This window comes from Actinomadura luteofluorescens (assembly GCF_013409365.1).
Taxonomy (GTDB): Bacteria; Actinomycetota; Actinomycetes; order Streptosporangiales; family Streptosporangiaceae; genus Spirillospora; species Spirillospora luteofluorescens.
Genome location: NZ_JACCBA010000001.1, coordinates 1591347 through 1612067, shown reverse-complemented (window position 1 = coordinate 1612067; position 20721 = coordinate 1591347). Strand labels below are relative to the sequence as shown.

Here is a 20721-nt window from a genome sequence, read left to right as displayed (position 1 = left end):
CGGTGGGTCAGGGAGCGTCGCGGAGGCGTTTGAGGGTCTTGATGTCTTCGGCGTGGGGGGCGGGGGCTCGGCCCGGGGTCTCGATGATGAAGGGGACGCCTGCCGTGGCCGGGTGACGGAAGAGGTCGGCGAAGGGGGATTCGCCTATCTGGCCGGCGCCGATGTTCTCGTGGCGGTCCTTGGCGGAGCCGCACGCGTCCTTGGAGTCGTTGGCGTGGACCAGTTTCAGGCGGCCCTCGCCGACGGCGGCGACCAGGGCGTCGAGGGTGTCCTTGGCGCCGCCGGGGGCGGTCAGGTCGTGGCCTGCGGCGAAGGCGTGGCAGGTGTCGAAGCACACGCCGAGCTTCGGGTGGTGGTCGAGGCGCTCGAAGAACGGGGCCAGGTCCTGGACCTTGGCGCAGAGCATGTTGTTCTGGCCGGCCATGGGCTCCAGGAGCAGGTCGGGGCCGTCCTCGGGGATCTCGTCGAGGAGCGGCAGGACGTGCTCGCGGACCTGGGCCATGGCCTCGTCGTAGGTCCGGGTGACGGCGGAACCGGTGTGGACGACGACGCCGCGGGCGCCGATGGCGCGGCCCCGGGTCAGGGAGTGGCGGACGGCCGCGAGCGACTTGTCGAGCGTCTCCGGCGTGGGGGAGCCGAGGTTGACCAGGTACGGGGCGTGGACGTACACGGGAACGCCCTCGTCGCGGAGCTTGGCGTCCTCCGCGGGCCTGCCCTCGGGCAGCGCCCAGCCACGGGGGTTGGAGACGAAGACCTGGACCGCCTCGGCGCCGATCTCGGCGGCGTACTTCAGGCCGCCGGTGGCGAGGCCGCCGGCCACGGGGACGTGCGCCCCTACGGGGCTGATAGGTGAGGTCATGGCACGTTCAGGTTAGCCGGTCACGGGCCCCGGACGATCGTGACGGTGGAGCCGCGCGGGGCCTCGCCGCTGTTGGGCGACTGGAAGCGGACGACGTTGCCGCCGAAGCCCGTCACGTTCACCTGGAAGCCCGAGTCCTCCAGGGCCTTCTTGGCGTCGTTGACGCGCCGGCCGGTCAGGTCGGGGATGGGGACGTTCTGGTTGCCGTCGCCGTCGTCGCAGCCGAACTGGAAGGGGCCCGCGTCGACGATGCAGTCGCGCTTGTTGACGACGATGGTGACCTTGTCGCCGCGGGAGACGCCGGTGCCCTCCGACGGGTCCTGCTCGATCACGGTGTTCGGGTCCTTCCCGTTCACCTGCTTCTTCTTGACCGTGACGTCCAGGCCCATGGAGCGCAACTGGTTGGCCGCCGTGTCGCCGTTCTGGCCGAGGAGGCCGGGCATCGACATGCCCGTGGAGACGACGATCGCGACGGGCACGTCGGGGGACTGCTTCTCGCCGGCGTCCGGATCGGTGCTGATCACGTCGCCCTTGGTGACGGTCTGCGAGGGGGTGGAGCTCGTCCGGCCGACGGTGAAGCCCTTGTCCTCCAGCGCCTTCTTGGCGTCGGCGAGGGACTTGCCGCCGACGTCGGGCACCTCGCGGGGCGTGATGCCCCGGGACGGGGTGAGGGTGACCGTCTGGCCCTTGGCGATGCGGGCCCCGGCGGGCGGGTCGGACTTGGCGACGCCGCCCTTGTGGACGCGGTCGCTGTAGACCGCCTTGGCGGTGCGCACGTCCATGCCGTCGGACTCCAGCTGGTCGCGGGCGTCGGCGACCTTCATCCCGATGATCGAGGACGGGACGTGCTCGTACTGGCCGGACGTCTGGTACCAGACGGCCCAGCCGAGGATGACCGCCGCGACCAGGCCGATGGCGATCAGGACGTAGCGGCCGGTCAGCGCCCCGAGGGCGCGGTCGGTCCTGGTGGGCCGGGCGGCGTGCTCGGGGGCCAGGGTCTCGGCGTCCATGACGGCGGTGCGGCCGTGGGCGGGCGGGGCCTCCAGGACGCTCGTCGCGTTGCGGGACGACTCCTCGACGCGGCGGTCGAAGTCGCGGGGGAGGCCGCCGAAGACCTCGGCGACCTCCGCCAGGTACTGGTTCGCGTCGTGCGGGCGGCGCGCCGGGTCGTGGCTGGTGGCGTCGGTGACCAGGGCGTCCACCTGCGGGGGGATGCCGGGCACGACGCTGGACGGCGGCGGCACCGTGTCGTTGACGTGCTTGTAGGCGACGGCGAGGGGCGTGTCGCCCTGGTGCGGCAGCCGCCCGGTGATCAGCTCGAACAGCATGATCCCGGCGGCGTAGACGTCGGAGCGGACGTCGGCGTTGCCGGACAGCACCTGCTCGGGCGCCAGGTAGCCGACCGTCCCGATGATCATGCCGGTCTTGGTCATCTTGCTGGCGGTCTCGGCCCGCGCGAGGCCGAAGTCGGCGACCTTGACCTGGCCGTCCTCGGTGATCAGCACGTTCTCGGGCTTGACGTCGCGGTGCACGAGACCGGCCCGGTGCGCGGCGCCGAGCGCGGCCAGCACCGGCTGCATGATCTCCAGCGCGGCGCGGGGGCCGAGCCGCCCGAGCGAGTTGAGGGCGTCGCGCAGGGTGCGGCCGGCGACGTACTCCATCACCAGGAAGACGTGCTCGCCGTCGGTGCGCTGGTCGTAGACGGCGACGACGTTGGGGTGGGACAGCGCCGCGGCGGCCTTGGCCTCGCCGATGAAGCGGGCGACGAAGTCCTCGTCGGAGGCGAGTCCTGCGTGCATCACCTTGATCGCGATGATGCGGTCGAGCCTGAGGTCGCGCGCGAGGTAGACCGTGGCCATGCCGCCGCGCGCGATGCGGGACTCAATGCGGTAGCGCCCGTCGAGCACACGCCCGACGAGTGGGTCTGCAACCGTCGTGTCCATCGGTGCGAGTTTACGGGCGAATCCGCATGGATCCCATCAGTCGCGAGTATGAGCCTCGATGAGCCCGGAGGGTGAGGCCTCCGGGGCGCCCGGTTCGGGAGCGACCGGCGGGACGCGGCGGCGCAGGGCCCGCGTGCTGCGGGACACGGCCACGCCGGCGAGGCACAGCAGCCCGCCGCCGAGGGTGACCGGGCCGGGGACCTCGTCGAGGAACAGCCACGACATCCCCACGACGAGCGCGGGCGCGGCGTAGGTGGTGGCGCCCATCTTCCCGGCGGTCGTGCGGGCGAGGGCGTATCCCCAGGTCGTGAAGGCGATCGCGGTCGGGAAGACGCCCAGGTAGACCATGTTGAGGGTGGCGCCCGCGGGGGCGTCCGCGGCCTGCGAGACGAGCTGCCCGGAGAACGGCAGGCACGCGACCGCGCCGATCGCGCAGGCGAACGTGGTGAACTGCAGCGCCGACGCGTGCCGCAGCGCGGGCTTCTGGGCGACGACGCCCGCCGCGTAGGTGACGGCGGCGGCCAGGCAGAGCAGCACCCCGCCGACGGACGACCGGCCGTCGCCCGACATCGACAGCCCGACGACGGCGGCGCCGGCGAACGACACGGCCATGCCGAGCATCAGCCGCGGCGGCAGGCCCTCCTTCAGCAGCCAGCCGCCGAGGAGCGCGATGAGGATCGGCCCGATGTTGACGACGAGGGCGGCGGTGCCCGCGTCCACCAGTTGCTCGCCCCAGTTCAGGACGACCATGTAGGCGCCGAACCACAGGAGGCCGGCGGTGACGATGCCGGGCCACGCGGCCTTGGGCGGCAGGCCCTCGCCCCGGATGAGCCAGAACGTCCCCAGGACGACCGTTCCGGACAGGAGCCGGCCGAGGGCGAGGGCGCCGGGGCTGTACTCGGCGCCCGCGCTGCGGATGGCGACGAAGGCCGAGGCCCAGAACACGACCGTGACCGTGGCCGCCGCCACCGCGAGCTTGCCGGCGCGCGCGCCGCTGTCCTGCTGCATGTCACGCACCTTAGGGAGGGGACGCTTCTATGGACACCGAAGCAATCTGTGTGGTTGCGCCCCGGTACGCCCCAGTCTGGTGGTGCGCGACTTTTCAGGTCCAGCGAATATTTCTACAGGTGGAGCTTAAGCATCGCTACGAAGTCGCGAGGCCGTCGAAGGGGGAGGACGCCTGGGCGTAGCGGCGCTTGGGGATGCGCCCGGCGAGCCGGGCGAGCCGCCCGCCCTCGACCGCGTGCCGCATCGCGGCGGCCATCCGCGCCGGGGACTGCGCGCGGGTGACGGCGGTCGCGAGGAGCACGGCGTCGCAGCCGAGCTCCATGGCCAGCGCCGCGTCCGACGCCGTGCCGAGCCCCGCGTCGAGGATCACCGGGACGTTCGCGCGCTCGACGATCAGCTCGATGTTGTGCGGGTTGCGGATGCCGAGCCCCGACCCGATCGGGGAGCCGAGCGGCATGACGGCCGCGCAGCCGAGCTGCTCCAGCCGGTGCGCCAGGACCGGGTCGTCACTGGTGTAGGGCAGGACGACGAAGCCGTCGTCGACGAGCTGCTCGGCGGCCTCGACCAGCTCGATCGGGTCGGGCAGCAGCGTGCGCTCGTCGGCGATCACCTCCAGCTTGACCCAGTTCGTCCCGAGCGCCTCCCGGGCGAGCTTGGCGGTCAGGACGGCCTCGCCCGCGGTGAAGCAGCCGGCGGTGTTCGGCAGCACCCGGATGCCGCACTCGGTCAGCACGTCCAGCACCGAGCCGCGCGCGGCCGGGTCCACCCTGCGCATCGCGACCGTCGTGAGCTCGGTGCCGGAGGCGGTCAGCGCCTCGCGCAGGACCGCCATGCTGGGCGCCCCGCCCGTTCCCATGATCAGCCGCGAGCCGAGCTCCTCGCCCGCGATGACCAGTCCGTCGGTGTCGTTCATCCTCAGCCTCCCTGGACCGCGGTCAGCACTTCGATGCGGTCGGCGTCCCGCAGGGGCGTGGCCTCCCACTGCGAGCGCCGGACGACCTCGTCGTTCAGCGCCGCGGCCACGCCCGTCGCCGCGGCCGTGACGGACGCGACGACCTCGGCCACGCTCGCGCCGTCGGGCAGCTCGCGCGGCTCACCGTTGACGATCACCTTCATGCGCTCACCTCGGGGGAGAAGCGGTCGGGGGCGAACGGCCCGGCGACCTCGGGGACGGGCCCGTCCAGCAGCATCGCGGACAGGATGTCGGCGCTCACGGGCGTGAGCAGGATGCCGTTGCGGAAGTGCCCCGTGCCCACGAGCAGCCCGGGCAGCGCGGTCGGCCCCATCACGGGCGCGTTGTCGGGGGAGCCGGGCCGCAGCCCGGCGGTGACCTCCGCGAACTCCAGCTCGGTGATGCCCGGCAGCAGCTCGCGGGCGTCGCGCAGCAGCTCCCAGAGCCCGCCGGCGGTGACCCGCGTGTCGAAGCCCAGCTCCTCCTGCGTGGCGCCGAGGACGATCTCGCCGTCCGCGCGCGGCACCAGGTAGACCGACGAGCCCCGGACGAGGCCGCGGGTCGGGCGCCGCAGGAAGGGCGCGCGGGTGCGCAGCCGGATCACCTGGCCCTTGACCGGGCGGACGGGTGGAACGGTCCCGGGAGGCAGGCCGCCGAGGTCGCCCGACCACGGCCCCGCGGCCAGCAGCACCCGGTCCGCGCGGATCACGGTGCCGTCGTCCAGGCCCACGCCGGCGGCGGCGTCGTTCTCGACGACGAGGCGCTCGGCCCGCCGCCGCACGAGCCGGACCCCCAGCCGCTCGCACGCCGCCAGCAGCGCCGGGGCGAGCCTGCGGGGGTCGACCGAGCCGTCCTCGGGGGCGAGCAGGCCGCCGCGCACGCCGGGCGCGAGCATCGGCTCCAGCCGCCGGCACTCGCGGCGGGTGAGCGCCTCGACGGGGATGCCCAGGCTCTCCTGGAAGCGGCGCAGGTCGTCCAGGTGCCGCAGGTCGTCGGAGTCGAACGCGACCTCGATGATCCCGTCGGTGCGGTAGCCGGTCTCCAGGCCGGTCAGTTCCTCCAGTTCGGCGACGAACGCGCCGTACCGGTCGCGGGAGGCGAGGCCGAGTCGCAGCAGCGGCTCCTCGCCGTAGGTCAGCTCGCTGACCGGGGTGAGCATGCCCGCCGCCACCGAGGAGGCCCCGGACGCGGGCGCGGGGTCGACGAGGGTGACGGCGGCCCCGCCGGCGGCGGTGCGCCAGGCGGTGGCGAGGCCGACCACCCCGGCGCCGATGATGACGATCTGCATGCGCGCTCCCTTCGCCGGCATGATCCGGATCAGGTCGTGGCGGTCGGCGGCCCGTTCAGCCGCCCTCTCAGCCCGGTCGCACCGGACTCCCGCGCTCTGTGCTGTTCTGCTGTGCCGTTCTGCTGGCCCCCACCTTACGACCTCGGGGAACCGGGCAACTGCCTGGACACCTGTCCACTCCCGGATCGCCGCCCGTTAGGGTGACCTCCATGGAGAGGGTCATCGTCGTGGGTGGCGGGCTGGCCGGCGTGCGCGCCGTGGAGGCCCTGCGGAGCAAGGGGTACGAGGGCGCGCTGACCCTCGTGTCGGCGGAGCGGCACCGGCCCTACGACCGGCCGCCGCTGTCGAAGGCCGTCCTCGCGGGCGAGTCCGACGACACGACCGTGGACGCCGACTGGGACGCGCTGCGCTGCGAGCTGCTGCTCGGCGAGCGCGCCACCGGCCTGCGGCTGGACGGGCCCGGACGCGGCGGAACGGTGGCGTCCACGGCGGGCGGGCTGCCCTTCGACGGGCTGGTGATCGCGACCGGCGCCGCCCCGATCACGCTGCCGGGGGAGGGGCGCCAGCATGTGCTGCGCACGATCGACGAGGCGCGCGACCTGCGCGCCCGGCTCACCCCCGGCGCCCGCATCGTGATCGTCGGCGCGGGCTGGATCGGCGCCGAGGTCGCCACCGCCGCGGCCCGCCGGGGCTGCGCTGTCACCGTCGTGGAGGCGGCCGACACCCCGCTGGCGGGCGCGCTCGGCCCCGAGGCCGGCGCGCTCACCGCCCCCTGGTACGCCGAGGCGGGCGTCGAGCTGCGGACCGGGGTCAAGGTCGCGGAGGTGCGCGACGGCGGCCTCGCCCTCGCCGGAGGCGGCCGCGTCGAGGCCGACGAGGTGGTCGTCGGCGTCGGGGTCCGTCCCGTCCTGTCCTGGCTGGAGGGCTCCGGGCTGCTGCTGGAGCGCGGCGTCGTCACCGACGGCTCGTTCCGGACCTACATGGGCGAGGAGGACCCCGGCGCGCTGCGCCCGGACGTCGTCGCGGTCGGCGACTGCGCCGCCTGGTGGTCGCACCGCTACGGGCGGCGGCTCCTCGTCGAGCACTGGGACGCGGCGCTGAACGCCCCGGAGGTCGCCGCCGCGACCCTCCTCGGCCAGGAGGCCGTGTACGACGCCGCCCCGTACTTCTGGTCGGAGCAGTTCGGGCGCATGGTCCAGTACGCGGGCGACCACTCGGCGTCCGAGCGGCTCGTGCGCCGGGGCGACCCGTCCGGCCGCAGGTGGGCGGTGGCGTGGCTGACCGGCGACCGCCTCGACGCGATCCTCACCGTCGACCGGCCCCGCGACCTGGTGCAGGCGAGGCGCGTGATCGCCGCCGGGACGCCGGTGGATCCGGAGGCGATCGCCGACCCGGACGTGCCCGTCCGGCAGGCCGTTCGCGGATAGCGATCGGAGAGGACGTAACGGCTGCGCGGGGGGTTTGAGCCTTCCGAAGGCGTGGTAGCAAGGGGGCGTGACGCAGATGCACGCAACCGTTGACAGCGCACTGGACCCCCGCACCGACGCCCTGGCCGGCGAGTGGCTCACCCTCCGGGAGACCGCCGAGCGGCTCGGGATCAAGCCCAACCGGATCAAGCAGCTCATCCACGAGCACCGCATCCTCGCGGTGCGCCGGGGCGGGGAGCCGATGGTGCCCGCGGCCTTCATCAAGGACGGCCAGGTCATCAAGGGACTGCCCGGCACCCTGACGCTCCTGTCGGACGCCGGCTTCGACGAGGCCGAGACGATCCGGTGGCTGTTCACCGCCGACGACACGCTGCCGGGGACGCCGGTGGACGCGCTCACCGAGAACCGGGGGACCGAGGTCCGCCGCCGCGCCCAGGCGCTCGCCTTCTAGGCCGTGTTCCCCAGGCCCGGCCCACTTCGCTCGCCTGGCGGCTCGCTACGTGTCCGGGCCTGGGCCGCCGCCGGAGGCGCACGACGCACGTGACACGATCGCGGGGTCGCGCGCGGCGGGTGACCGCGCGCGCGGCCCCTCGATCATCTGTGGAAAGGACGTTCCCCGGCCGTGTCCAGGCACCTCCCCACCGAGCGCGCCGTCGCGCTGCGCGCCCGGCTGAGCCGCGCCCGCCTCTACCTCTGCACGGACGCGCGGGAGCGCCAGGGCGACCTGCCGGACTTCCTCGACGCCGTGCTCGCGGGCGGCGTCGACATCGTCCAGCTCCGCCAGAAGGGCCTGGAGGCCCGCCAGGAGACCGCCCACCTGGAGGTGTTCCGGGCGGCGTGCGAGCGGCACGGGGCGCTGCTGGCCGTCAACGACCGGGCCGACATCGCGCACGCGGCCGGCGCGGACGTGCTGCACCTCGGCCAGGACGACCTGCCGGTGCCCGCCGCCCGCGAGATCGTCGGCGGCGACATGCTGATCGGCCGGTCCACGCACTCCGGCGAGCAGGCGTCCTCGGCGGCGGTCGAGCCCGGCGCCGACTACTTCTGCGCGGGCCCGGTGTGGCCCACGCCGACCAAGCCCGGACGCCCCGCCCCCGGCCCCAAGCTGCTGGAGTACGTCGCGGCGCAGCGCGCCGCGCGGCCGTGGTTCGCGATCGGCGGCATCGACCTCGGCAACCTGGACGAGGTCCTCGCCGCGGGCGCGGAGCGCGTCGTGGTGGTCCGGGCGATCACCGAGGCCGACGACCCGGGCGCCGCCGCGGAGCGGTTCGCGCGGCGGCTGGCCGCCCGGCCGCTCGGCGGGGTTTGACGCGGATCACGGTGCGGGCCGCGCCCCGCATCGCCGACAATGGGGATCATGAGCGTGGGACCCGACGACGACCGCGTGGTCGACCTGGACGACGACCTGGACGTCCTGCCGGACCAGACGTCCGACGACACCGACACCGGGTGGGGCGAGTGGCGCACCCCCGACGACGACGCGCGCCTGCTGGAGGACCGGCCGCCGCACTGGTGAGCGGCGGCCCGGATCAGGTCAGGACGCCGAGGAGGAACCCGGCGGCCACGACGCCGCCGAGCGCGACCATCATCCGCCACCGGTAGCGCGGGATCCGCGTCGGGCGCGGCTTGGGCGCCGGGGCCTGGCCCTCGCGCAGCGCCCGGACGATCTGCGACGCGGTCGGGCGCGCGGCGGGGTTCTTGTCCAGGCAGCGCGCCGCGAGCTCGCGCAGCGGCCCCTGCATCTCGCCGAGGTCGGGCCTGCGCGACGTCACGCGCCGCATGACGGCCGCGCTCGGCCCGGTGCCGAACGGCGGGCGCCCCGTCGCGGCGAACACCATCGCGGCGCCCCACGCGAACACGTCGGCGGGCGGCCCGACCGGCTCGTCCTCGATCTGCTCGGGCGCCATGTAGGCGGGCGTCCCGACCGGGCCCGTGGTCAGCGGGGTCGCGTCGGCGGTGCGGGCGATGCCGAAGTCGATGACCTTGGCGCCGTCCGGGCCGAGCAGCACGTTGCCGGGCTTGAAGTCGCGGTGCACGATCCCGGCGCGGTGGATCGCCGCCAGCGCGCCGGCGGTCCGCAGCGCGAGCTTGCGGAGCCGCGGCGCGGCGAGCGGGCCGCGGTCGGCGACGACGTGCTGGAGCGAGGGCCCCTCGACGAACTCGCTGACGATGTAGGGGCGGTCGCCGGTCATGTCGGCGTCCAGCACGCGGGCGGTGTGCCGCCCGGACACCCGCAGGGCCGCGTCCGCCTCCTTGGCGAAGCGGCTGCGCGCCCTTTGACCGGCCGCCACGCCTCCGCGCAGCAGCTTGACGGTGACGAGTTCGCCGTCGCCGTCCCGGCCGAGGTAGACGACGCCCTGGCCGCCCTCGCCGAGCCGCGCGACCAGCGTGTAGCCGCCGAGGCCGCGGGGGTCGTCGGGGCCCAGCGGGCCGCCGGGCTGGTGGTCGCGGCCGTGCGCGGGGCGGGCCGGGGCGCGGCCCGGCCCGGCGTGCGCCTTGGCCGGGCGGCCGGCGTGCGCGCCGTGGGGCTGCCCGGCGCGGCCGGCGCGGCCGGGGCGGGGGGAAGAGGAACGCGGGGGATGGGGATCCGTCCTCCCGCGGGAGGTGTCGTGCGGCACAGAGGACTCCGACTCGGCGGGGGCGGACGAAGATCTCCCCCTTTGTACCGCGTAATCGTGACGTGGGGCAGGGGAACCGCGATCTTCGCTGTCAGCGGCAGGTCCCGAGCGCCGCGGATTCGGCGATCCGCCGGGACGACTCGCCCACCATGATCTTGTAGCAGCCGGCGGCGACCTTCCACGCCTTCGCCTTCTCGTTCCAGTAGGCGAACGAGCGCGACGACAGCGGGAACGTCACCTTCGCGCTCCGGCCGGGCGCGAGGGCGACCTTGGCGTAACCCTTGAGTTGCCTGGGCGGTTGCGGGACCTCCGCGCCAGGCGACGGCATGCCGATGTAGAGCTGCGGCACCGCGACGCCGGTGCGGCGACCGGTGTTGGTGACGGTCACCTGCACGGACTTGGAGGTCGCGACCAGCCCGCTGTAGGCGAAGGTGGTGTAGGACAGGCCGTGCCCGAACGGGAACCGGGGCGCGATGCCCTTCGCGTCGTAGTGCCGGTAGCCCACCATGACGCCCTCTGAGAACGTGGTGTTCTTGCCGAGGCCGGGGTACTGGGCCGGGTTCCCGGACGCGGGCGCGTCGTTCTCGTTGACGGGGAACGTCACCGGAAGCCGTCCGCCGGGGTCCACGTCCCCGTACAGGACGCGCGCCAGGGCGTCCCCTGCCTCCTGCCCCGGGTACCAGGCCTCGACGATGCCCCTCACCTGTCCGGCCCAGGGCGTCAGTACAGGTCCGCCCGTGTTCAGCACGACGATCGTGTTGGGGTTGGCCTTGGCGACCTCGGAGATCAGACCGTCCTGGTCGCCCCTGAGCGGCTCACCGCAGCGCAGCGTCAGGCACGACTTGTCGAAGAACTCGCCCTGGCTGTCGGTCGCGAACACGATGGCGAGGTCGGCGGCGCGGGCCGTGTCCGCAGCGCCTCGGTGGTCGTCGCCGTCGTGATAGGTCACCCTGGTCCCGGAGCCCGCGCGGCGCGAGAGGCCGTCCTGCGCGCTCACGGTCGCGAACGGGACGACCTTCGCCGAGCCGAAGCCGCTCGGGCTCTGCCGCGCGGCCCGTCCGATCAGCGCGATCGACCTCGGAGCCTGGAGCGGGAGGACGCCGTCGTTCTTCAGCAGCGTGATCGCGCCCTCCTCGATGACCCGGGCGGCGTTCCGGCTCGCCGTCCGGTCCGCGCCGCTGAGGTCGTTCGGGTAGGCCTGCCGGTCGAACACCCCGAACCTGAACATGGTCCGCAGGATGTTGCGCACGTGCCCGTCGATGGCGGCCTGCGTCACCTTCTTCTGCGCGACGGCGAGCTTCAGCAGGAGCCCGTTGTACTTCATGCCGAAGGGCAGTTCCATGTCCAGCCCGCCGTTGGCGGCTCCGGCGGCGTCCTGGGCGGCGGTGTGGTCGGACGGGACGAACCCCGTGAACCCCCACTCCGACCGCAGGATCCCGTTGAGGACGGCGCCGTCCTGGCAGGCCCACCGGCCGTTCAGCCTGCCGAACCCGCACATCACCGTCGCGGTGCCCGCGTCCTTCACCGCGGCCTCGAACGGCGGCAGGTAGATCTCGCGGAGCGTGCGCGGGTCGACGTTCATGCCGAGCGACAGCCGGTCGGTCTCCTGCGCGTAGACGGCCATGTGCTTGACCGAGGTCATCACGCCCTGCGCCTGCGCGCCCTGGATCCACGGCACGCCGAGGGTCGCCGACAGGTAGGGGTCCTCGCCGAAGCCCTCGAACGTCCGGCCGTTGCGCGGCGTGCGCAGGACGTCCACGGTCGGGCCGAAGACCAGGTCGTTGCCCCGGTGCCTGGCCTCCCACGCGACCGTCCCGCCGTACAGCCGGGCCGCTCGCGGGTCGAAGGCCGCCGCGAGCGCGATCGGCGCGGGCAGCGCCGTCGCCCTGCCCTGCCGGACGCCGGCCGGGCCGTCGGCCATGCGGACCGGGGGGACGCCGAGCCGGTCGATCCCAGCGGCGGTGTCGGCGTGCGCGTTCTCGGAGAACCCGCCGAGCGGCCCGCCCAGCGGATCGTCCGACGCCAGCATCGAGATCTTCTCGTCGCCCGTCATCCGGGCCAGCAGCAGCGCCGCCCGGCGGTCGGGGGTCAGCGCGGTGTCGCACCACGGCCGCCGGGCCGGGTCGCCGCAGCGCCCGGCCGCCGCCCGCGCCTCGCCGGGCGCGGACGCCGCGGCCGGTAACGGCGTCAGCGCCAGGGCGGAGGCGACCGCGACCGCCGCGGGCAGTCCGCGTCCCGGCCTCATCCGCCCGTCCCCTCCTCGCCCGGGGCCCGGTCCTCGTGCCGGCCGTCGTCCTCGTTCTGGACCCGTAGGGCGTTCAGCGCGAAGGCGACCATGTGGTAGTGGCCGATGAGCATCACCAGCTCGATCAGCTCGTGCTCGCCGAAGCGCGTGGCCAGTTCCGTCCACGTCGCGTCGCTGACGGTGCCGCGCTCGTGCAGCTCGTCCGCGGCGGCCAGGACCATGCGGTCGTCGTCGCTCCAGCCGTGCCCGTCCCGATCCTTCCGGAGCGCGGCGATCTCGTCCTCGGTGAGCCCCGCGCCGAGCGCGACCCGCCGGTGGTGGTCCCACTCGTACGCGCAGGACCGGTGGTGCGCCGTGCGCAGGATCGCCAGCTCGCGGTCGCGGGCGCCCAGAGTCCCGTTCATCAGCAGCATCGAGCCGAAGCCGATCCACGACCGGAACAGCTTCGGGTGCCGGGCGAGCGTGGTGATGACGTTGAGGGGACCGATCGTGTCGGTCACGGCCCGGACCGCGTCGTCCCACTCCTCCTCGGGGAGCGGGTCGAAGCGCGGGACGCGGTCTCCTGGGGTGTCGGCGCACATGGCGACATTTCTGCCACTGATCAGTGGGAAAGTTCTAGTGCCCCGGGAAATCTTGGCCGGATCGTGTCACGGGAGGCGCGTGCGGCCCGCGTGATCAGGTGCTGCGCGTGGTGGCCGCCACCGCGAGCTCCGCCAGCGCCTCCCGGGCGGCGGCGGTGATCGGTGCCGTCTCCAGGGCCTTCTCCGCCTCGCGCAGGTAGCGCTCGATCATGGCCTCGCACGCGGCGAGGCCCCCGGTCTCCTCGATGACGGCGCGCAGCTCGTCCACGCCGGGACGGTCCAGCGCCGGGTCGCCGAGGCGGCGCTCCAGCGCGGCGGCCTGGGCGGCCGAGGCGCGTTCCAGGGTGAGCGCGACCAGGACGGTCCGCTTGCCCTCGCGCAGGTCGTCCCCGGCGGGCTTGCCGGTCTCGGCCGGGTCGCCGAACACGCCGAGCACGTCGTCGCGGAGCTGGAAGGCGATGCCGAGCGGCAGGCCGTAGCCGCTGAGCGCGGCCGCCACGTCGGGGCGGGCGCCGGCCAGCGCGGCGCCGAGGTGCAGCGGGCGCTCGATCGTGTACTTGGCGCTCTTGTACTCCACCACGCGCAGCGCCGTGGCGACGTTCGCCTGGCGGCGCGTCCCCTCCAGCATGTCGAGGTACTGGCCGCACATGACCTCGGTGCGCATCAGGTCGTAGACCTCCCGGCCGCGCAGCCTGCTCGCGCCGTCCAGCCCGGAGGTCTCGAACATCTCGCCCGACCAGGCCAGGCACAGGTCGCCGAGCAGGATGGCGGCGCCGCCGCCGAAGGACTCGGCGTCGCCCGGCCACCCCTGCGCCCGGTGCAGCGCCTCGAACCGCCGGTGGACGGACGGCTGGCCGCGCCGGGTGTCGCTGGAGTCCATCACGTCGTCGTGGACCAGCGCGCTCGCCTGGAGCAGCTCCAGGGACGCGGCGGCGGCCACGATCCCGGGCCCGTCCTCGCCGCCCGCCGCGCGCCACCCCCAGTAGCAGAAGGCGGGGCGCAGCCGCTTCCCGCCGCCGAGCAGGGCGTCCAGGGCCGACAGCAGCGGTGCGAGGTCCTCGCTGATGGCGCGCAGCGCGGGGCGCCGGCGGTCGACGAAGGCCAGCAGCGCCTCGTCGACCTCCTTGCGGATCCGGGTGGTCGACATGCCGAGATCGTATCCACCTGGGTGCTTTCCACCCTCCATCGCAAGCGGGAGATGTCGCTAGATCTTCGGAAATACGGACATAACGCATGTCGGGTGTGGCGAGCATCACGCGGATCGGCGGCCCCGGGCGGACCCCCCGTCCCCCCGTCCGCGCCGGTCCGCCCGGGCGCGCTTCTGTAGGCTTGACGAATGCGACGCGTACGCCCCGACAGGCCCCCCACCGTCCGAGAACTGCTCGCCTCAGGCGAGCGCTCGTTCTCGTTCGAGTTCTTCCCGCCCAAGACCGACAAGGGCGCGCGGAACCTGTGGCGTACGATCCGCGAACTGGAGTCCCTGCACCCGACGTTCGTGTCGGTCACCTACGGCGCGGGCGGAGGCACCCGCGACACGACCGTCGACATCGTCGAGCGCATCGCGACCGACACCACGCTCACCCCGGTCGCGCACTTCACCGCCGTGAACCACTCCCAGGCGGAGCTGCGCAACCTGATCGGCCGGTTCGCCGCCGCCGGCGTCCGCAACGTCCTGGCGCTGCGCGGCGACCCGCCCGGCGACCCGATGGGGGAGTGGGTCAAGCACCCGGACGGCGTCGAGTACGCCGCCGAGCTGGTCCGGATGATCCGCTCCTACGGCGACTTCTGCGTCGGCGTGGCCGCGTTCCCCTACAAGCACCCGCGCTCGCGCGACATCGAGAGCGACACCCGCCACTTCGTGGACAAGTGCCGGGCCGGCGCCGACTACGCGATCACCCAGATGTTCTTCCGCGCCGAGGACTACTTCCGGCTGCGCGACCGCGTCGAGGCCGCCGGCTGCGACGTGCCGATCCTGCCCGGCATCATGCCGGTCACCAGGCTCAGCACGATCGAGCGGTCCGAGCAGCTGTCGGGCGCGCCGTTCCCGCCCGAGGTCAGGGCCCGCTTCGAGGCCGTCGCGGACGACCCGGAGGCCGTCCGCCGGCTCGGCATCGAGCACGCCGCCGAACTGTGCGGCGAGCTGCTCGAACAGGACGCGCCGGGCATCCACTTCATCACGTTCAACCAGTCGACGGCGACGCGCGAGGTCTACGCGCTGCTGGACGGCGCCGGGTACGGGGCCAGGGGCAGCCGCCCGCCCATCACCGCGTAGCGGGGCCCTCCGCCCGGGAACTCGAAGTCGGTCAGCAGGTCGACCAGGCCTATTGAACGGTAGAGGTGGCGCGCCGGGGTGTCCGGCCTCCTGTCGAGCGTCGACAGCACGACCGTCCGCTCCGGCCGCCCGCCGCACAGCGCGCCGAGCAGCGCCCGGCCGAGGCCCTTGCCCTGCGACTGCGGATGGACGTGCAGTTCGGCGACCTCGAAGGCGTCCTCCAGCCACGCGTCGGCGCGGTCGGGCCCCTCCCGGTCGGACAGCGCCTGGTGGACGACGTCGTGCCACCACTGGCCGCGCGCCCCGTGGAACCCGTAGGCGAACCCCTGGACGGGCCCCGGCATGACCGGCAGCGCCGCACGCCGCTCGACCACGAACGCGCGGAACCCCGGATACGAGGCATGCCGCTCCATGATGGTGTGCCGGCCCGGGAGCTGCTCGTTCGGCGGTTCCATCGCGGCCGCGTACACGTCCAGCATGGGGCTCAGCCTGCGTAGGAAGGCGCGTTCGTCGATCTCGCGCAGCTTCGGGTCCCTCACCCGACAGAGACTAGACCCGCGTGATGGTCCGCTGGGTCGCGGAAAGCCGATCGTAGAGGTCCCAGAGGATGCGGTCGGCGGCCTTGCGCAGCGTTCCGCGGTTGGTGTCGAGCTGCCCGCCCCATTCGCGCGCCTCCGGGCCGAGCCACGCGTCCGTCCCGCCGAGCGTCTTGACGGGCCCGTCCAGTGCCTGGCGGAGCCGGTCGATGCTGCCGTAGGCGTCGGCGTACGCCTGGTAGAGCTGCTGGTACTCCGGATTGGGCTGCTCGGCGGGCGACAGCCGGGCCGACGCGGCGCCCGTGATCGGCGGGGGCAGGCTGCCCGGAGGCGGTGGAGCGGCCATGGCGACCTCTCAGGCGGTGGCGGTGGACGGGTGCAGGTCGAGCCTGGCGATGGCCTCGCGCGTACGGCCGCTCATGTCGGCGCCCAGGAGCACCTGGACCGCGACGGGACGGATATCGGCGCGGTCGGCCTCGGCCAGGAAGGCGCGCAGCCACTTCACGTCCATCGTCAGATGGTGGCTGGACGTTCCGAGCGACTGCTGCACGGCCCCCAGCCTCGCCTTGTCACCCTGGGCGGCCTTCAGCAGGTCGGCGGCGGCCGCGGGGCCGAGCCGCTCGTAGAACTTCTCGGTGTAGTCGGGGTCGCCCGCGTTGGCCCGCAGATGCCTCCACACCGAGTCCGGGACGGGCCGGCCGTGCTGGACCGACGCCGCCACGGCCAGCGCGTCGGCCTTGGCGGCCCGGGACGCCGCGGGCCGGTCGGGGAAGTCGCCGATGTCACCGGCGCCGTGCGGGGTCGGCTGCGGCGCCGCCTTCGCGGGCGGGGTCCGGTGCGGCGGCGCCTTCACCGGGCGCGGCGCGCCCGCCGGGCCGCCGCCGGCCGGGCGCGGCGCCGGAGCCGGGGTGGGCGCCGGCGGCATGTCGATGCCGCCGCCGGGTGAGGGATGGGTGACCGCGAAGTTGTACCGGCGGGTCAGCATCCCGAGCTGCTCGGCGGCCCACCGCGCCACCTCGTCGGCCTGCCGGTACCCGGCGGCGGAGACGCCGGGCGGCGGGCGATGGCCGTTCAGCCACCCCTGGATCGCGTTCTGCGCGTCCTGGAGCTGCCTGATGACCTGGTTGAGCGCGGGCGGGTCGATCCCCCGGAACTCCGGGTCGCGCGCCGCCGGACCCGTCCGCATCTGCGTCGCCATCACCCCTCCGGTGCTCGCCCCTCGGCGTTTCCCGACTCCCCAGAATCACACTGGTGTCACTGGCTGTCGAGGGCCTTGCGCACCGATTCGGCATCGCGCGCCACGACGGCGGTCTCGTCCGCCACGACGATCGGACGCTGGATCAGCACCGGGTTCGCCACCATGACCTCGATCCAGCGGGCCCGGTCGCGTTCGAGGTCCTTGAGCCCGAGCTCCTTGGCGACGGGCTCGTTCAGCCGCGCCACGTCCCAGGGCTCGGCGCCGATCCGGGCGAGGACCTCGTCGAGCTCCTGCGCCGTGGGCGGCTCGTCCAGGTAGCGGCGCTCGGTGTACCGCACGCCCGCCTCGTCCAGTGCGGCCTTGGCGCTGCGGCTCTTCGAGCAGCGCGGGTTGTGCCAGAGCTCCATCACTCCACCTCCGCGGGGGTTCCCCCGGTGATCCTCAGCAGTTCGCCGTACGACGTGGGGAAGACGGTGTGCGGGTGCCCGCCCGCCGCCCACACCTCGTCGTACCTGTCCAGCCAGACGTCCACCAGCGTGCGGATCGGCTCCGGATGGCCGACCGGCGCGACGCCCCCGATCGGCTGGCCGGTCGCCTCCCGGACGAACTCCGGGGACGCCCGCCGCACCTTAGCCGCGCCCACCAGCGCCGCCACCTTCACCGTGTCGACGCGGTGCGCGCCGCTGGTCATCACCAGCAGCGGCGACCCGTCGGCGTCGAACACCAGGCTGTTGGCGATCGCGCCGACCTCGCAGCCCAGCTGCTCGGCGGCGGCCTGCGCCGTCCTCGCGGAGTCGGGCAGCTCGACGATCGCTCCCGTCGCGCCCAGGTCGAGCAGAGCCTTCGCGACGATTTCGGCATTCGGATGCATGGGTAGAACTTTAAGGTCAGCGCACGCGAGGGAGAGCGAGCGACGTGCGGAAGAGCGCGGTTCTGCTGATCGCGGCCGTCGTCCTGACGGGCTGCAACGACATCGACTCGGCGGCACCCGCCCCGTCCAAGGGGTCGCCGAAGGGGACGCCGTCCAAGGCGCCGGCGACGCCCAAGCCGAGCCCCACCCACCGCAAGCTGAAACCGGGCGCCAAGGGGCCTGACGTCAAGGCGCTCCAGCGCCGCCTCAAGGAACTGCACTACGACCCGGGAAAGGCGGACGGGAGGTACGGGCCGTCGACGCAGACGGCCGTGTGGGCGTTCCAGGCGGTGAACCGCCTCAAGCAGAAGAGCACCCTTTCCGCGGCGTTCTGGAAGGCCCTGGACGCTCCCAAGGAGCCTCGGCCGGTGGCCAAGAAGCGCGAGAAGAACCGCGTCGACGTGGATCTGAAGCGCCAGTACCTCGTCCTCTACAGGAGCGGCAGCCCGCGGCTCATCACGCACGTGTCGTCGGGCTCGGGGGAGTACTACTGCGCCAAGGACCGGGGCGCCACCGTCGCGCGCTGCCGCTATGCCACGACCGGTACGGGCGACTTCCAGACGGGACGCCGCGCCTCCGGCTGGGAGACCTCACCGCTGGGGCAGCTCTACAACCCGATCTACTTCAACGGCGGCATCGCCTTCCACGGCGCCCTGGACGTGCCCATGAACCCCGCCTCGCACGGCTGCGTCCGCATGCCGATGCACATCGCCGAGTACTTCCCGAACCTCGTCGGCACGGGCGTCCCCGTGCACGTCAGGCGGCCTCGCTAGCGCCCGCGTCCGGGCCGCTGTCAAGTGCGCTGACCTGCGGGATACGCCACGTGTTCGAACACGTTGACGAATCGCCGTCAGGGCGGTTTACTGTGAAGCGCGTCGAACTTATGTTCGATGTGGTGCGGGACTCGCGGCCCGCGCCAGGGCGACGTCCCCGCCGATCGCGGTGTTTCGGCGGGACGGACGGCCGGGCGGAGAGAGGGGAAGCTCTCCGCCCGGCCGGCCCGAGCCCCGGAAGGAGGCAGACATGTCCGGAACGATGACCGCACGCGGAGTCCACTCCGCAGCCCAGTCCGTCCCGTCCCCGAGTCCTCGCCCACGCCACCGCCCGATGCCCGCGCCGCGCCCGGCGCACACGGCCGTCGGGCAGTTGCACGCCGCCCGCATGGGCCTCGCCGAGGCGGCCGAGGCCACCTCGCCCGCCGTCCGCTACGTGTGCGCCCACCTGGCGGCGCTGCGCGCGGCCGCCGCCGTCCTGGCGTCCAAGGAGCCTCTGGAGACCCACCGCCGCGGCCGTCCGCGCAGCGTCTGGGTGCTGCTGCCCGAGGCCGAGCCCGCGCTGCGCGAGTGGGCCGCCTTCTTCGCCGCCGGCGCCGACAAGCGCGCCGCCGCCGAGGCGGGCCTGCCGCGCGCCGTCACCCCGCGCGAGGCGGAGGAGCTCCTGCACGACGCCGAGGTCTTCGTCACCCTCGTCGAGGACACCCTCGGCGTCGACGGGCAGCCCACGCTCCCCGTCCCCGAAGCCGGCTGAGCCACCCCCGAGGCCGGACCGATCGCGCCGGCGGGGCCGCGACCCCCCGAGCCGGCCCCTCCGGCGCGGTCCTCCCCGGGCCCGGCCCGGGGGAGGGCGCTTGGTAGACATGGCCGGATGACCGACCTACTGCCCCTGGACGGCATGCGCGTCATCGAGCTGTCCAGCTTCGTCGCGACGCCGCTGGGCGGGATGACCCTGGCCCAGCTCGGCGCGGACGTCATCCGCGTCGACCAGATCGGCGGCGGGCCCGACATCGACCGGTGGCCGCTCGCGCCGTCCGGGCGGAGCCTGTACTGGGCCGGGCTGAACAAGGGCAAGCGATCGGTCGCCGTCGACCTGCGCTCGCCCGAGGGCCGCGAACTGGTCGCCGGGCTCGTCGCGGACGGCGGAGTCGTCCTGACCAACGCGCCCCCGCGGCCGGGGCTGTCCTACGAGGAGCTGAAGGCCGCGCGGCCCGACCTGATCCACGTCCGGCTCCAGGGGACGCGGGGAGGCGGCAACGCCGTCGACTACACGGTGAACGCCGCCATGGGCTTCCCGGCGATCACGGGGCCCGCGGGTCTGGAGGCGCCCGTCAACCACGCGCTGCCCGCGTGGGACGTGGCGTGCGGCCTCTACATGGCCGTCGGGCTGCTGGCGGCGGAACGGCACCGGTCGCGCACGGGCGAGGGCATGCGGATCCAGGTCGCGCTGCAGGACGTCGCCCTGGCCACCGCGGGGAACCTCGGGTACCTCGCGGAGGCCCAGCTCGGGGAGCCCAGAGCGCGCCTCGGCAACCACCTCTTCGGCGACTTCGGCCGCGACTTCGCCACGGCCGACGGGCGGGTGATGGTCGCGATCCTCACCGCCCGGCACTGGCGCGACCTGGTGGAGGCGACCGGCCTCGGCGAGGTGGTCGAGGCCCTCGAACGCGCCCTGGGCGCCGACTTCCGCCGCGCCGGCGACCGCTACGGCCACCGGGAGGCGCTCGGCGGCGTGCTCGCGTCCTGGTTCGCGTCCCGCACCTGCGAGCAGGTCGCCGGCGGGCTGGAGGGGACGTCCGTCCTGTGGTCCCGCTACCGCGACTTCGCGGAGGTGGCCGCCGGGCTGCGGGACGAGCCGCTCATGGCGCCGCTCGACCAGCCGGGCGTGGGCCCGCACCTGGCCCCGGGCTCGCCCGTGCGGCTCGGTGAGGCGTCCCCGCCCCCGGTCCCGGCCCCCGCCCTGGGCGAGCACACGGACGAGGTCCTCCGGGACGTCCTGGCCCTGCCGCCCGAGCGCGTCGAGGCCCTGCGGGGCAAGGGGACGATCATGGGTTTGTGATCCGCGCGGGCGTGGAAGTCCTTCTGGCAGGCATTCCGAATCGTGGGCTTCG

At 74.1% G+C, this 20721-nt stretch carries 23 protein-coding genes and 1 riboswitch; of the genes, 8 read left to right on the top strand and 15 right to left on the bottom strand.

The window, feature by feature from the left end:
- Positions 1-7: 7 nt before the first annotated feature.
- The 6 genes from BJY14_RS07195 to thiO all read right to left on the bottom strand — a co-directional run bounded on the left by BJY14_RS07195 (position 8) and on the right by thiO (position 6050).
- Positions 8-859: a deoxyribonuclease IV gene (locus BJY14_RS07195; protein ID WP_179842890.1), complete on the bottom strand. Its 852-nt coding sequence runs from the start codon at positions 857-859 to the stop codon at positions 8-10.
- Between the two features lie 20 nt (positions 860-879).
- Positions 880-2802, bottom strand: a complete 1923-nt coding sequence (pknB, locus tag BJY14_RS07190) for a Stk1 family PASTA domain-containing Ser/Thr kinase (protein WP_179842889.1) — start codon at positions 2800-2802, stop codon at positions 880-882.
- A 36-nt stretch (positions 2803-2838) separates the two neighbouring features.
- Positions 2839-3810 carry a DMT family transporter gene (locus tag BJY14_RS07185; protein ID WP_179842888.1) on the bottom strand — a complete coding sequence of 324 codons (972 nt, stop codon included), beginning with the start codon at positions 3808-3810 and terminating at the stop codon, positions 2839-2841.
- Positions 3811-3946: 136 nt separating this feature from the next.
- Positions 3947-4723, bottom strand: a complete 777-nt coding sequence (locus BJY14_RS07180) for a thiazole synthase (RefSeq protein ID WP_179842887.1) — start codon at positions 4721-4723, stop codon at positions 3947-3949.
- Positions 4724-4725: 2 nt separating this feature from the next.
- Positions 4726-4926 (bottom strand): sulfur carrier protein ThiS, encoded by a 201-nt coding sequence (gene thiS, locus BJY14_RS07175; RefSeq protein WP_179842886.1) that lies wholly within the window; start codon positions 4924-4926, stop codon positions 4726-4728.
- Positions 4923-6050: a glycine oxidase ThiO gene (thiO, locus tag BJY14_RS07170; protein ID WP_179842885.1), complete on the bottom strand. Its 1128-nt coding sequence runs from the start codon at positions 6048-6050 to the stop codon at positions 4923-4925. The genes thiS and thiO overlap by 4 nt, the downstream gene beginning before the upstream one ends.
- Positions 6040-6153, bottom strand: a riboswitch (TPP riboswitch). It overlaps the preceding gene by 11 nt.
- A gap of 106 nt (positions 6154-6259) precedes the next feature.
- On the opposite strand from thiO, the gene BJY14_RS07165 reads away from it, so the two are divergent.
- From BJY14_RS07165 to BJY14_RS07150, 4 genes are all read left to right on the top strand, one after another.
- Entirely contained in the window at positions 6260-7477 is a 1218-nt protein-coding gene (locus BJY14_RS07165; protein ID WP_179842884.1) for an NAD(P)/FAD-dependent oxidoreductase, read from the top strand.
- Between the two features lie 76 nt (positions 7478-7553).
- Positions 7554-7928, top strand: a complete 375-nt coding sequence (locus tag BJY14_RS07160) for an Rv2175c family DNA-binding protein (protein WP_179842883.1) — start codon at positions 7554-7556, stop codon at positions 7926-7928.
- Between the two features lie 171 nt (positions 7929-8099).
- On the top strand, positions 8100-8786 hold the full coding sequence (thiE, locus tag BJY14_RS07155; RefSeq protein ID WP_179842882.1) for a thiamine phosphate synthase: 687 nt from the start codon (positions 8100-8102) through the stop codon (positions 8784-8786).
- 48 nt (positions 8787-8834) lie between these two features.
- Positions 8835-8993, top strand: coding sequence for a hypothetical protein (locus BJY14_RS07150; protein ID WP_179842881.1), 159 nt, complete (start codon positions 8835-8837; stop codon positions 8991-8993).
- Positions 8994-9006: 13 nt separating this feature from the next.
- On the opposite strand, the gene BJY14_RS07145 is transcribed toward BJY14_RS07150, so the two are convergent.
- The 4 genes from BJY14_RS07145 to BJY14_RS07130 all read right to left on the bottom strand — a co-directional run bounded on the left by BJY14_RS07145 (position 9007) and on the right by BJY14_RS07130 (position 14068).
- Positions 9007-10095 carry a serine/threonine-protein kinase gene (locus BJY14_RS07145; protein WP_312879044.1) on the bottom strand — a complete coding sequence of 363 codons (1089 nt, stop codon included), beginning with the start codon at positions 10093-10095 and terminating at the stop codon, positions 9007-9009.
- A gap of 91 nt (positions 10096-10186) precedes the next feature.
- Complete coding sequence (locus tag BJY14_RS07140; protein ID WP_179842880.1) at positions 10187-12340, bottom strand: glycoside hydrolase family 3 C-terminal domain-containing protein; 2154 nt, start codon at positions 12338-12340, stop codon at positions 10187-10189.
- Complete coding sequence (locus BJY14_RS07135) at positions 12337-12921, bottom strand: carboxymuconolactone decarboxylase family protein (protein ID WP_179842879.1); 585 nt, start codon at positions 12919-12921, stop codon at positions 12337-12339. The genes BJY14_RS07140 and BJY14_RS07135 overlap by 4 nt, the downstream gene beginning before the upstream one ends.
- A 94-nt stretch (positions 12922-13015) precedes the next feature.
- Entirely contained in the window at positions 13016-14068 is a 1053-nt protein-coding gene (locus tag BJY14_RS07130) for a polyprenyl synthetase family protein (protein WP_179842878.1), read from the bottom strand.
- Between the two features lie 189 nt (positions 14069-14257).
- Between BJY14_RS07130 and metF the strand changes: the two genes are divergently transcribed.
- Positions 14258-15193, top strand: coding sequence for a methylenetetrahydrofolate reductase [NAD(P)H] (gene metF, locus BJY14_RS07125; protein ID WP_179842877.1), 936 nt, complete (start codon positions 14258-14260; stop codon positions 15191-15193).
- Here the strand turns inward: metF and BJY14_RS07120 are convergent.
- From BJY14_RS07120 to BJY14_RS07100, 5 genes are read right to left on the bottom strand one after another with little or no spacing between them, the layout of a single operon-like run.
- Positions 15130-15732, bottom strand: coding sequence for a GNAT family N-acetyltransferase (locus BJY14_RS07120; protein ID WP_179842876.1), 603 nt, complete (start codon positions 15730-15732; stop codon positions 15130-15132). The two genes, metF and BJY14_RS07120, sit on opposite strands and share 64 nt — an antisense overlap.
- A gap of 10 nt (positions 15733-15742) precedes the next feature.
- Positions 15743-16075 (bottom strand): hypothetical protein, encoded by a 333-nt coding sequence (locus BJY14_RS07115; protein ID WP_179842875.1) that lies wholly within the window; start codon positions 16073-16075, stop codon positions 15743-15745.
- Positions 16076-16084: 9 nt separating this feature from the next.
- A complete protein-coding gene (locus BJY14_RS07110; RefSeq protein WP_179842874.1) occupies positions 16085-16927 on the bottom strand; it encodes a hypothetical protein in 843 nt (280 codons plus the stop codon).
- A 56-nt stretch (positions 16928-16983) separates the two neighbouring features.
- The gene (locus BJY14_RS07105; RefSeq protein ID WP_179842873.1) at positions 16984-17334 is read right to left on the bottom strand and encodes an arsenate reductase family protein; all 351 of its coding nucleotides are present in this window, start codon (positions 17332-17334) and stop codon (positions 16984-16986) included.
- Entirely contained in the window at positions 17334-17798 is a 465-nt protein-coding gene (locus BJY14_RS07100) for a YbaK/EbsC family protein (RefSeq protein WP_179842872.1), read from the bottom strand. The genes BJY14_RS07105 and BJY14_RS07100 overlap by 1 nt, the downstream gene beginning before the upstream one ends.
- A gap of 44 nt (positions 17799-17842) precedes the next feature.
- On the opposite strand from BJY14_RS07100, the gene BJY14_RS07095 reads away from it, so the two are divergent.
- From BJY14_RS07095 to BJY14_RS07085, 3 genes are all read left to right on the top strand, one after another.
- On the top strand, positions 17843-18610 hold the full coding sequence (locus tag BJY14_RS07095) for a peptidoglycan-binding protein (RefSeq protein WP_179842871.1): 768 nt from the start codon (positions 17843-17845) through the stop codon (positions 18608-18610).
- Between the two features lie 250 nt (positions 18611-18860).
- Positions 18861-19364, top strand: coding sequence for an SAV_6107 family HEPN domain-containing protein (locus tag BJY14_RS07090; protein ID WP_179842870.1), 504 nt, complete (start codon positions 18861-18863; stop codon positions 19362-19364).
- A 117-nt stretch (positions 19365-19481) separates the two neighbouring features.
- Positions 19482-20669 carry a CoA transferase gene (locus BJY14_RS07085; protein WP_179842869.1) on the top strand — a complete coding sequence of 396 codons (1188 nt, stop codon included), beginning with the start codon at positions 19482-19484 and terminating at the stop codon, positions 20667-20669.
- Positions 20670-20721 lie beyond the last annotated feature (52 nt).